This window comes from Lysinibacillus sp. GW823-FHT06C08 (assembly GCF_058795135.1).
In genome coordinates, this window is the sequence record NZ_JBXAHN010000008.1 from 184,674 (window position 1) to 197,050 (window position 12,377).

10 protein-coding genes and 1 other annotated feature are annotated in these 12,377 nt (G+C 36.1%); of the genes, 9 read left to right on the forward strand and 1 reads right to left on the reverse strand.

Annotated elements, in window-relative coordinates; translation table 11 throughout:
- Positions 1-95 precede the first annotated feature (95 nt).
- The 9 genes from AC1Q6O_RS18065 to AC1Q6O_RS18105 all read left to right on the forward strand — a co-directional run bounded on the left by AC1Q6O_RS18065 (position 96) and on the right by AC1Q6O_RS18105 (position 11,790).
- Entirely contained in the window at positions 96-416 is a 321-nt protein-coding gene (locus AC1Q6O_RS18065) for an ArsR/SmtB family transcription factor (protein WP_089987177.1), read from the forward strand.
- Positions 417-426: 10 nt separating this feature from the next.
- Entirely contained in the window at positions 427-3,054 is a 2,628-nt protein-coding gene (locus AC1Q6O_RS18070; protein ID WP_492401896.1) for a heavy metal translocating P-type ATPase, read from the forward strand.
- A gap of 465 nt (positions 3,055-3,519) precedes the next feature.
- Positions 3,520-4,005: a DUF2975 domain-containing protein gene (locus tag AC1Q6O_RS18075; RefSeq protein WP_090002680.1), complete on the forward strand. Its 486-nt coding sequence runs from the start codon at positions 3,520-3,522 to the stop codon at positions 4,003-4,005.
- A 54-nt stretch (positions 4,006-4,059) separates the two neighbouring features.
- Positions 4,060-4,215, forward strand: coding sequence for a helix-turn-helix domain-containing protein (locus AC1Q6O_RS18080; RefSeq protein ID WP_239354662.1), 156 nt, complete (start codon positions 4,060-4,062; stop codon positions 4,213-4,215).
- A gap of 326 nt (positions 4,216-4,541) precedes the next feature.
- Complete coding sequence (locus AC1Q6O_RS18085; RefSeq protein WP_492401927.1) at positions 4,542-5,108, forward strand: GNAT family N-acetyltransferase; 567 nt, start codon at positions 4,542-4,544, stop codon at positions 5,106-5,108.
- 119 nt (positions 5,109-5,227) lie between these two features.
- Positions 5,228-5,479: a binding site (T-box leader), on the forward strand.
- A gap of 81 nt (positions 5,480-5,560) precedes the next feature.
- Positions 5,561-6,919 carry an amino acid permease gene (locus tag AC1Q6O_RS18090; RefSeq protein ID WP_089987174.1) on the forward strand — a complete coding sequence of 453 codons (1,359 nt, stop codon included), beginning with the start codon at positions 5,561-5,563 and terminating at the stop codon, positions 6,917-6,919.
- A 276-nt stretch (positions 6,920-7,195) separates the two neighbouring features.
- Complete coding sequence (locus AC1Q6O_RS18095) at positions 7,196-7,864, forward strand: DNA alkylation repair protein (RefSeq protein WP_089987173.1); 669 nt, start codon at positions 7,196-7,198, stop codon at positions 7,862-7,864.
- 368 nt (positions 7,865-8,232) lie between these two features.
- Complete coding sequence (locus AC1Q6O_RS18100; RefSeq protein WP_089987172.1) at positions 8,233-9,357, forward strand: S-layer homology domain-containing protein; 1,125 nt, start codon at positions 8,233-8,235, stop codon at positions 9,355-9,357.
- 276 nt (positions 9,358-9,633) lie between these two features.
- Complete coding sequence (locus AC1Q6O_RS18105; protein ID WP_342529375.1) at positions 9,634-11,790, forward strand: ATP-dependent helicase; 2,157 nt, start codon at positions 9,634-9,636, stop codon at positions 11,788-11,790.
- 282 nt (positions 11,791-12,072) lie between these two features.
- On the opposite strand, the gene AC1Q6O_RS18110 is transcribed toward AC1Q6O_RS18105, so the two are convergent.
- The gene (locus tag AC1Q6O_RS18110; protein ID WP_008177674.1) at positions 12,073-12,348 is read right to left on the reverse strand and encodes a YqhV family protein; all 276 of its coding nucleotides are present in this window, start codon (positions 12,346-12,348) and stop codon (positions 12,073-12,075) included.
- Positions 12,349-12,377 lie beyond the last annotated feature (29 nt).

The window sequence follows — 12,377 nt, forward strand, 5'->3', positions numbered from 1 at the left end:
TAAGTGCTAATATGATGGACACACATATTAGTGATATCGAATATGATAATAACAAAACATATTAGCAAAGTCTAATATGAATTGGAGGAGATTTTGTGACAGATAATTCTTTAGATATAAAAATTAAATTAATTCATGGATTTTCCAATAAAGTAAGACTTCAAATATTAGATTGTATTAAAGAGAAGGAAAAGACCGTTTCTCAAATTGTTGAAGAACTAAAGGGCAATCAGTCTAACATTTCACAACATTTAGCCTGTTTAAAAGGCTGTGGCATAATTGTTGGCCGAAATGAAGGGAAGTATTGCTACTATAGTTTGAGAAATGAGCGTATTCGCGAACTTCTTGAAATGTTTGATACAGTTTTAGAAGATGTTTACTCTGATGTTGCATGCTGTGCAAATCATTTAGATTAGAGGGATTGATATGGCCGATAAATGCTGTAGTTCAAATAGTCATAATGATAATGATAATGATAATGATAAGCAGATAGAAGAGAGTTGCTGTGAGTCAAATCAAAATGTTAATGATGAGCAGATAGATAAAAGTTGCTGTGAGTCAAATCAAAATGTTAATGATGAGCAAATAGGTAAGAGTTGCTGCTCTTCCACATCATCAACAACATCAACATTAAAAACTACTAATAACAGTAACAACTCAAGCTGTAGTGAAGAATCGAGACAGACATCTATTTCACTTGAAGATATTTCAGCAAATCATAGTAACTCAAACCAAATAGAACTTGTTCATTGTCAAATGTCGTATCGGATTTTCGGAATGGATTGTGCAGCATGTGCGAAAACCATAGAGAAAGGGTTAGTTACTCTCCCAGATATTCGTACAGTTCAAGTGAATTTCAGTACTGCAAAAATGCAGGTAAGAGCGGATAATTCAGAAGCATTATTGCCTATTGAACGTACTGTAAAAAAACTAGGATTTAAGGCAGAACCCATCCTACAAAATAATCATTTAAAAACGTATGATGTAGGTGGCATGGATTGTAGTAGCTGTGCGAAAAGTATTGAAAAGCATTTAATGAGTATACCAACAGTTTCAAATGTAAACGTCAACTTTTCTACTGGAAAAATGAAAGTTGAACACGATGGAACTTCAGATGAAATTATTTCTGAAGTCTCAAAAATTGGATTTAAAGCTACTCTTGTAGAAAATAAATCCTCAAACACAAAACAAAAGCAATCGAAAACTGAAAACAACGTCATCATCTTTTCAGGAGTTTTAATAGTATTAGGGATTATTGGATCATATACAGCTCTTCCTGAATGGCTAATTAATCTTTTTTATGGGATTGCACTAATTATTAGTGGATATAAACCAGTACGAAGTGCATTTTATGCAGTTAAGAGCCGAGCGCTCGATATGAATGTTCTAATGTCTGGTGCAGCAATAGGTGCAATGGTGATAGGAGAATGGCTTGAAGGCGCGACGGTTGTTTGGTTGTTTGCTATTGGCACTTACCTACAAACAAAATCAATCGAACGCACTCGAGATTCAATCTCAAATTTAATGGACTTAGCTCCACCAAAAGCTTGGGTTAAAGTAGGTACAGCAATTGAAAAGAAACCTGTTGAAGAAATTATACTTGGCCAAATCATTGTTATTAAACCAGGAGAAAAAATCCCATTAGATGGTGAAATACTAATGGGAGAGTCAAGTATTAATCAAGCACCTATAACGGGTGAATCTATTCCAGTAGATAAACAAATTGGAGATATTGTTTATGCGGGTACAATTAATGAACATGGTACATTGGAAGTAAAAGTAACAAAACTAGTTGCAGATACTACTATCGCTAAAATAATTCATCTGGTAGAGGAAGCACAAGAGAAAAAAGCACCGACAGAAGCATTTGTTGATAAATTTGCAAGTATCTATACACCTATAGTATTTATCTCTGCATTAGCATTGATTATTATTCCACCCATACTTGGCTTTGGAACAGCCGGCGAGTGGTTTTATAAAGGTCTTGAGTTATTGGTCGTTGCTTGTCCATGCGCATTAGTTATATCAACACCAGTCGCCATAGTTTCAGCTATTGGGAACGCAGCTAAAAATGGCGTTCTTATCAAAGGCGGGACATTTCTTGAGATTGCCGGCAAGATCGATGCCGTTGCATTTGATAAAACAGGAACATTAACAGAAGGCAAACCTACTGTATCGGATGTTCAAGTGGAAGAGATAGCTGAAGTAGAATTTCTATCACTAGCACTAACGTTAGAGGAATATTCCACGCATCCTATTGCTAAAGCCATTACAAATTATGTAGTGGACCACAATATTGAGAAAAAAATCGGGACAGATTTCAAAAATATTGTCGGGAAGGGTGTTCAAGCAAAAATTGGGGATACAATTTATTATGCAGGAAATGTGAAGCTTTTCGAGGAGCTTGGTGTTTCTTTAAATAAATTAATCCAACGTATCCATGAAATGCAAGATCACGGGAAAACAGTGGTTATTATTGGTACAGAAAAAGAGATATTAGGTTTAGTTTCAGTATCAGATATGATTCGATCGTCAACGGTTTCAACTTTAAATTTAGTGATGCAACAAGGTGTTAATCAAACTGTCATGTTAACGGGAGATAATGATGGAGCTGCTAAAATGATTGCTGCAGAAGCCAATGTTGGTCGTTACTTCGCTAATTTATTACCAGAAGATAAAGTGAATGCCATTCAAAGGCTCCAAAATGAAGGCTACACAGTCGCTATGGTAGGAGACGGTATAAATGATGCCCCAGCTCTTGCAACTGCACATTTGGGCATTGCAATGGGGGGCGCAGGTACTGATACAGCCATGGAAACGGCAGATATTGTATTAATGGCTGATAACCTTGATAAGTTACCTCATACAATCAAACTCAGTAAAAAAGCTTTAATGATTATAAAACAAAATATTATCTTTTCAATTATCATTAAGGTTATTGCGCTAATGTTGATATTCCCTGGTTGGCTAACGCTATGGCTTGCCGTATTAAGTGACACTGGGGCCGCGTTGATTGTTATTTTAAATTCACTTCGATTACTAAAAACTAAGTAATATAAAGACACCAAAGAATTTACTTTGGTGTCTTTATCATGTTGGCAAACGAAAATCCAGAAATACCTGATTGACCAATATTGAGTTGAAGTATGCCTTCGCCCAATCTATAGACTAAATAATTGGAGTAGGAAATAGAAGGAACAGTTAATTATCGCTTATAGAAATTCATGGTGAAACACCAAGCCTCATTCTTCGATTCATAAAGAAATGCAAGCTGCTCTCAACATCTCCACCCATAAACAAAAATATCCAGAAGTAAAAATCGAATAGATGGAAGTCAAACTTAACTCGATCCATTAGTTTTGGGTCGAGTTTTTATTATGACTATTTTAACGAATGTTAAATTTAAAAAAGTATACAAATAAAACAATAAAAATATAATTATAAACAATGTAATTTTATCGCTAATCAATAAATTTTGTGGTAAATTTATTATGTTATTAATTAAGTGAGGTGCTTCAAATGAATGTTAAACGAGGTTCAACGACTTTCTTAAAGGTAATTATTTTTCTCGCTGGGATTGCAATTCTCGCTTTATGTATATTTTTAGTGCCCCATATAGCTAATTTCGCATCAAGTTTGTATCCAAATTTTTCTCCAATGACATCTCTTATTTTCATCGTAATGTATGGAGCGGCTATGCCTTTTTTCTTTGCTCTCTATCAGGCTATTAAGCTTTTAAAGTATATTGACGAGGACATTACTTTCTCTGAGTTATCTGTAAAGTCATTAAAGAACATCAAGTGTTGCGCGATTATAATCAGCGGGCTGTATGCTTTAGGTATGCCAATCTTTCATTTTATAGCAAGAAAAGTTGACCCTCCTATTGGTATAATGGTGCTCATCATTATTTTCGCTTCGTTGATGATTGCTGTTTTTGCTTCTATCCTCCAACGGCTTCTACAGGAAGCCATTCTTATAAAATCAGAAAATGATTGGACCGTTTGAGGTGGATATATAGCAATTATTATGAGTATTGATATGATGTGAGCAAAATGAAAAATGAACTTAACGGAGCTTTCCAAAAAAGGTTGGAAAGAATATGAAAATCTTTCTATTGTAAAAAATGGGGAAGCAAAAGCGGTTCGCATTAGAAGCAAGACTTTGGGTTGCCAGCCACTTGATATTTTGGCGTACAAAGGTGAAGAAGACAATTAATAAAGGGAATAGGTTTTGGAACAGTCATTTTTCAGCAATCGGACGCATTTCTATAGTGAGGAAAGCGTCTTTCTTTGATCATCTAAATGGCCAAATAGTGTCGAACAATAGTCGTTGACTAAACCTATTCCTTTGGATAAAATACTTTATTAATCAATACGAAATGTACATATGGCTATGATGATAAGAGAACTTCGGTAGGTGGGGAGGGGGAATAATGCTGGGGCGGGATCTCCCATTAATGAGAACAGGTAGGATCACCATAATCGAAGAGTTTGATGTAGTTGTTTATTATTCTAAAAAAATCAAGGATTGGGGCAAATCAAATGAACCCTTTGTTTTTAGATATTCCTTTACAATTAGAAGCAGAAAGGTTAATTCTTCGTGCACCGCTTCTAACTGGAGACGGAGAAATGGTGAACCAGGCCATTAAAGATTCCTTTACTGAATTAAAAGAATGGTTGTCACTTTTCCAACAACTCCCTACAGTTGAAGAAACAGAAATCTTGTTAAGGGATGCTCATATAAATTTTTTAAAAAGAGAAAGCTTTCGTTTTCTTATTTTTGATAAAAGTGGCGGCAAGGACCTTATTGGAACTGCGAGCCTTCATGGGATTGACTGGAGTATTCCTAAATGTGAAATAGGATACTGGATTAATACCAAATATAGCGGTAATGACTATATGACGGAAGCGGTAAAGGAGTTAGTGAACTTCGGATTAAATCACCTCGAATGTAAGAGAATTGAAATAAGATGTGATTCAACAAACTTTAAAAGTCGTTTTATTCCGGAAAAGCTTGGTTTTATGTTGGAAGGTATATTAAGGAATGAAGATCTATCCGCAGATGGCAGCAAGCTGACTGACACTTGTATTTATTCCAAAATAAATTAAATTGGTGAATTGTATCGAAAAATATCATTTGCAATTTAAATGGGGTATGAAGAAACTTTATATTGACAAAATATTTTTTTGCTGTAAAATGAAAAACAATTCAAAAATATTTGTATAGAACAAAGGCTATGAAAAGAAATAGTATCAATTATTTTTACGAACAGAAAGTTACCGGTTGATGAGAGGTGCATGTAAAACGATTGAGAATTCATCTTGGAGCTGTGTACCGAAAAGATCATTCTAAGTAGGCTACACCGGTAAGCACCCGTAATCATGTGCGAGAGTATCGTCAAATGACCGTACTTCTTAAGGTAAGTAATGTGAATTGCTTATAAATTAAAGGTGGTAACACGAGTTGAATCGTCCTTTTGGTTAATCCAAAAGGGCGTTTTTTTTTATTCCTTTTTTGAGCAAAGTATTTGAAAATCTAAACGTAATAGGAGTTAGACATTATGAAAGACAATCATCAAGATTCACAGCTAAAGCGCGGATTAAGTACACGTCATATGCAATTAATTGCACTTGGCGGATCCATTGGAGTCGGTTTATTTTATGGCTCTAGTTCAACCATCCAAATGGCTGGGCCATCTATTTTACTAGCTTATTTAATTGGCGGATTAGTTATTTTCACAATTATGCGTGCATTAGGCGAAATGGCAGTAGAGGAACCTGTTTCAGGCTCGTTCAGTACGTACGCGAATAAATATTTAGGGCGCTTTGCTGGATTCTTATCGGGTTGGACGTATTGGTTCATGTGGATTGTCGTTGGTATGGCAGAATTAACAGTAGTCGGAGTATACATTAACTACTGGTTCCCTGATATTCCACAATGGGTAACTGCCCTTGTAGTACTCGTTATAATGACTCTTGTAAACTTAGCAAATGTAAAAGCCTACGGAGAATTCGAATTTTGGTTTGCGATGATTAAAGTTGTTGCGATTATCGGTATGATCGTTCTAGGGTTAGCCATTATTTTCTTCGGTGTTGGCAACCAAGGTGAAGCAATTGGCTTCGATAATTTATGGGCACACGGTGGCTTCATGCCTAACGGTTTCCATGGTATTTTAATGTCACTTGTATTAGTTATGTTCTCATTCGGTGGGGTTGAATTAGTTGGTATTTCTGCAGGAGAAGCAAAAAATCCTAGCAAGTCAATTCCTTCAGCTATTAACAACATCGTTTGGCGTATATTAATTTTCTATATTGGTGCATTAGGTGTAATGATGATTATTTATCCTTGGAACGAAGTTGGTTCAGAGGGTAGCCCGTTTGTTCAAATTTTCGATTACGTTGGCATTCCTGCTGCGGCTCACATTATTAACTTTGTTGTCATTACAGCAGCAATGTCTGCATTTAATAGTGGTCTATACGGTTCAGGACGTATGCTACATAACTTATCGGTACAAAAGAATGGTCCAACCTATTTCAAAACAGTAAGCAAAAACGGTAGTCCACGTAGAGGGATTTTATTTTCTTCAGCGGTGTTATTAATGGCGGTTGTCTTAAACTATATAGTACCTGAAAAAGTGTTCATCTATATTTCTGCTGTTGCGACTGTTGCAGTCATAACAAGCTGGATGATTATATTATTAGCACAATTGAAATTTAGAAAGTCAAAAACGAAAGGGGAAGTAGCCGAGCTGAAATTCAAAATTCCGCTTTATCCACTTTCTACGTATATTGCCATTGCATTCTTATTAATGGTGATTGTGTTAATGGCGTTTATTCCAGACATGCGTATTGCGCTATATGTCGCACCAGTTTGGTTTTTAATCTTATTTGTTGGATACAGTATAAATGTGAAAAAATAGTTAAATCATTTTATTTAACCGATATTTTCTTCAATGGGACGTAAAACGATTGGATACAACTATCTCAAAATTAATCATTTGTATGCTCTAGAAAACGTGAATGTCCCAAAAAGAAATCAAAGTCCAAGAAATGCTGTTAAACCAACATTTCTTGGACTTTTTCTATGAAAAAAGTTAAACTTTGGAGGAACATCGCGGCAATAAAACGTATAACGAAATTAAGTTTTGATATATATCGTATTATGAAATAATGCTTTAATAAAGGAGCTGTATAAAATGGATGAACAAAAAGATACAGAAATAACACGCCCTTCAAAAGCAGAAAACATTCTATCTCAGATCAATAGTAAAACGAAGCTAGGCGACCTACGAAAAATCGCGAAGGACATTAAAAAAGACCATGAACTAGCTATGGAACTTTGGTCAACCGAAAAGTTTTTGCCTAGACTATTAGCTATTTTAATTATGGACAAAAAATGTCTTTCACATGATGTGCTAAATAAGCTTGATAAGGATATGCAAACTCACACTTTTGATGAGCGAAATAACTTAATGGATTGGTTAATGGCGAATCAGCTCACCAAAGACAAGAAGAAAATGGAGTTGATGGAGTCATGGGAGAATAGTGCTTCAACTCTTCAAAGGCGAGCATTCTGGTATTATCAAGGGCGATTGAGATGGACTGGGCAAATACCCCCTGATAACACTGCACACCTGCTATCTGCATTAGAAGCTAATATTATGCAGGAAGAACCGGAAGTGCAGTGGGCTATGAATTTCACCGCAGGATGGATAGGTGTTTATGATGAAAAGAATCGTGAACGTTGTATTAGACTTGGGGAGAAAACGGGTCTTTACAAAGATGAAAAAGTAGCAAAAGGATGTACGCCCAGCTATTTGCCAGAGTTCATTACAATTGAAGTGAACAAACGACAAAATAATTAGTTACCGCTAAAAAATAAATTAGGCTTTCATGCAAAACAATGAGGCGCTTTTCTGAAATAAGGAAAGCGTCTTTATGATATTAATGATTCCATTCCTGCTCCTCCTTATATTCAATCCATTTCGCCTCTGGAAAAGTTTTCTTGAAATAATTTATTTTTTGATTCTGAATGCTCCTAGCCTATAACCAAAATATTAGCTAATTAAACCTCCGCCAGACTTTCATGTGGACTGCGACTAATCTTATATAAACCATTTTTCTTGAAAACACTATTCATTTCCATATTTTACACTCTATTAATATTTGTAGCAGTCATGTAAACTACGTCTATTGGTAAAAATTTAATAGAAGAAAGTAGAGGCAACCACCAATGAAAGCACTTTATGTTTTTTTATCTTCCCTTGTATTTTTTGGATTTATTTGTGTTTCACCAGCAGCCGCAGCAGAAAAACCCATTGATTTATATTTTTTGGATGATGTTGATTACGATCATTGGGCATACGAAGAATTGGAACGTTTCCTGTATGCAGATATTATAGACGGATATGTGGAAACAGAATCGTTTGAGGAAGATGGGGAGAAATATGATTATACATACGTCTCTATAAAACCAAAAAATTCGATTACTCGTGCTGAATTCACGAAAATTTTAGTGAATTCAATGAATTTACGTGCAGGTGAAACAGTTAAATCATTCCCTGATGTAAAACCAGCGAAATGGTATTACGAGTATGTGAAGGTTGCTAGCAGCCAAGGCATAATCAATGGTAAACCAGACGGCACTTTCCGACCGAATGATAAGATTACACGTAACGAAATGGCAGTCATGATTTACCGTGCATTTGAGTCAACGCTTGATTTTTCAGCAACAGGAAAAGTATTCCCGGATGTACCAAAGGGGAATTTTGCCTATGAAGCGGTTATGAAAACGGCAGCTTTAGGAATTATCAAAGGGTATGGAAATATCTTCAAACCTTACAATGATGCCACTCGCGCTGAAGCTATCGTGATGATTGACCGTGCCTTACATTTAGTGCCAGGAACAGATGAAGATCCAGCTGCAAGCATTCAAACAGTGGATCGTTACATTAAAGACGAGATGAAGTTTACTGAACAACAAGACGTAGAAGCATTAAAAGCCCTTTATCATGAAACGACAATGGGTTACCAACTAGCTTATTCACTTGATAGTATGGATATGGCAGGTATGATTGAAGAAGATGCAGATACTAAATTCACGATGGAACAGATTGGTGAACATGTGATCAATGCAGTTTCTGTAACTAATCATTTTGCTGAAGTTCGCATTGATAACCTAGTATATAAAATATCTATGACAGCTCCAGATATGTCTTTTAACATGAACATTGACTTATCAGGTACTGCTTATCTTAAGAAAAATGATGATGGTAAATGGAAAATTTATAACGTTGTTCTTGATGAAGATGACTCTGACCAAGATTGGAAAGAAACATTAGAAACTGAGATCAACTAAGAACAAAAAGCGGAAGGGATTTATTATCTCAAATCCGCTTTTTTTCATAAAGTAAATAAGTGATTTTTACCTTTAAAAGTTTTACACCAAAATTATAGGTTTGAAATAAAGTCAATTTACTTATAAAAAAGACGAACCGGAATTTCTGATTTCGGTTTTTATTGTGGATTAAGATCCAGTATTGGCTCTAATTGTACGACTTTCCTCTGAAGAATCCTCATCATAGAATTCATTAGGTTATAATATAGTATAGATTTTTCGAATGGAGCGATGGATATGAATGGAGCGCAAAAAGCGTTTTTTGAGGAAAAGGAACGTTCACTTGGCGTTCGTCTAAATGATGTGCAGATGCAGGCAGTGCTGCAAACGAATGGTCCGTTGCTACTATTGGCATCGCCTGGTTCAGGAAAAACGACGACGATTATTATGCGTATTGGATATATGATTGAGGAGCTTGGTGTGAAGCCTTCTCGCATAAAGGCTGTTACGTTTAGCAAGGCATCGGCAGGTGATATGAAGGCACGTTTTGCAAAGTTTTTCCCGCATTTGCCACCGGTTGATTTTTCGACGATTCATAGTTTAGCTTTTCAAGTTGTGCGGCAGACACTTGAACGTCAGGGCATTTCGTACGGCATTATTGAAGAATCGGACAAGCCGGGTGTTGTTTCTAAAAAACGAGTGCTTCGCGAGATTTTTGAACAATTAAATGACACAAAAATTACTGAAGATCAGCTAGACGAGCTTCTGACGTACATAACGTTTATCAAAAATAAAATGCTGCCAGAACAGGAATGGGATATTGCAAACGTAAAGGTGCCAAGAAAAGTACAGATTTTACAACGTTATGAGGAATATAAGCGCACAGGTAGTGACCATTTGTTAATTGATTTTGACGATATGCTATTAATGGCAAATGAAATTTTCATGAAAAACCGAGAAGTGCTAGCACAATACCAACGTCGCTATGATTATTATTTTACGGATGAGAGTCAGGATACATCGCCCGTCCAGCATGAGATTATCGCGAAGCTTGTCGCAGTGCATCAAAATTTATGCGTCGTCGCGGATGAGGATCAGGCCATTTATAGCTGGCGCGGTGCAGACCCAGACTATTTGTTGGATTTCCAAAAGGTATTTCCGGAGGCGCAAGTTTTACTGATGACACAAAACTATCGCTCATCTGCATCGATTGTAGAGCCAGCCAATATGTTCATTCAGCGTAATAAAAAACGTTATAACAAACAAATGTTTACGGAAAACCCTGCAGCAGAGCCAATCTCATTTAAGATTCTAGAGAATTACCATTTACAGGCCAAATATTTAGTGGATCAGTTGAAAAATCTGTCTAAGCGTGGCTCAACGGCTATTTTATATCGAAATAATACGTCAGCCATTCCACTTATGGACGCGATTGACAGAGTAGGTTTGCCTTTCTATATGAAAGATTCCACCATTCGCTTTTTTACGCATTGGGTCGTGGAGGATATTATGAACTTCATGCGTCTAGCGTACAATACAAAAAACATCACTGTCTTTGAAAAAATTTACAGAAAAATGAATGCTTATATTACACCAGCACAATTGAAGGCACTACAAAGGGTGCCGGAGGAATGCTGTGTATTCACACAGTTGTTAGAGCATGTTGAGTTAAAGGATTATCAGCCAGAATATATTAAGCGAATTCGCAAAACGTATGAAAGCATTCAATTTGATAAAACGACGCCAACCGCCATGCTAGAGCATATCCGTTATGACTTTGGTTATGAGCGTACTTTAAAGAAAATGAGTGAGACTCTCGGCTTTAATTATGAAAATTTACTAGATATTGTAGATGTACTTGGTTTAATTGCGCGCCATACGCAGACGATGACCGAATTTGCAGGTCGTTTGAAGCAGCTTGAACATTTAGCACGCTCGTCTCACATAAAAAAAGATTTGAATGCCATTACACTGACAACATTGCACAGTTCAAAAGGCTTAGAATTTGACCGTGTGTATTTGATTGACTTAATTGAAGGGATTTTACCTAGTGAGCAGGAAGAAGAAATAGAAGAAGAAACGCGACTCTTTTATGTAGGTATCACGCGAGCGATTCGCCATTTGGAATTAATTTCGTATAGCAAGCGCTTTAAAACAAGTGTGGTGCCATCGATTTTCATGAAGGAGTTAAAACAAATCGTTTCACCGCAGGAAGTACCAAAGAAAGCGCAGAAAAGCCCGAGGAAAGCACTGAAGCAATATTATAATGAGCGGACAATTACAACCGAGTCAGCGTTAATCGTTGGCTCGAAAGTAATGCATGTGATTTTTGGAGAAGGTGAAATAGTAGCTGTTACAAGTAGCACGATTGAATTGTCATTTACAACAGGAAATAAGAAGTTTGTGACGGATACATGTTTACAGCAAGGCTATCTAGAAATGATGGAAGAGTAAATGTAGCGTATTCTGGAGTTTTCTAGATGTACAGGCACCCGCTCGGTCAGTTCCACATTGAAGTTGGTAAAAACAAAGCCAGAAAAGACTGTTGTTGGTTATCGCGTTAAAAGATGATATTATCTGTTTTCGATAGGTTAGATACATGTGGTGCTTGTAATTAATGAATAGAATATCTAGTTGCTGTGAAGAAATGAATGGTTCTTTGTTTAGTGATCATGATAGAAAGTAAATGTCATGTTTTAAAATTTAAATAACATCCTTTTTGTGGGATATTTTTTCTTACTTAATATGAGAGCTAATTAGAATAAGTGTAATTCCTGTAAATAGGCAAATGATTCTCATGACAGGAATTTTATCAGCGAGTCCAAATAAGGCAATGGCAGTCGTTACGATTAAAACTGTTGGACCAACCAAAGCAAGCAGTGTATTAATATAAAATGCTTTTTCTAAACTATTCAACTTTAGCATTAACAACCCAGCACTTACTTCAATACTTCCAGATAAAACCCGTAAAATAACCATAGCAAGAAGAGATTTATCAATAATTGTCATCATCCTATCTTTATCAATAATTTCGTTTATTC

Coding starts and splice junctions, on each gene's coding strand:
- AC1Q6O_RS18070 (WP_492401896.1), top strand. CDS start 427: ATGGCCGATAAATGCTGTAGTTCAAATAGTCATAATGATAATGATAAT.
- AC1Q6O_RS18075 (WP_090002680.1), top strand. CDS start 3,520: ATGAATGTTAAACGAGGTTCAACGACTTTCTTAAAGGTAATTATTTTT.
- AC1Q6O_RS18080 (WP_239354662.1), top strand. CDS start 4,060: ATGAACTTAACGGAGCTTTCCAAAAAAGGTTGGAAAGAATATGAAAAT.
- AC1Q6O_RS18085 (WP_492401927.1), top strand. CDS start 4,542: ATGAACCCTTTGTTTTTAGATATTCCTTTACAATTAGAAGCAGAAAGG.
- AC1Q6O_RS18090 (WP_089987174.1), top strand. CDS start 5,561: ATGAAAGACAATCATCAAGATTCACAGCTAAAGCGCGGATTAAGTACA.
- AC1Q6O_RS18095 (WP_089987173.1), top strand. CDS start 7,196: ATGGATGAACAAAAAGATACAGAAATAACACGCCCTTCAAAAGCAGAA.
- AC1Q6O_RS18100 (WP_089987172.1), top strand. CDS start 8,233: ATGAAAGCACTTTATGTTTTTTTATCTTCCCTTGTATTTTTTGGATTT.
- AC1Q6O_RS18105 (WP_342529375.1), top strand. CDS start 9,634: ATGAATGGAGCGCAAAAAGCGTTTTTTGAGGAAAAGGAACGTTCACTT.
- AC1Q6O_RS18110 (WP_008177674.1), bottom strand. CDS start 12,348: ATGATGACAATTATTGATAAATCTCTTCTTGCTATGGTTATTTTACGG.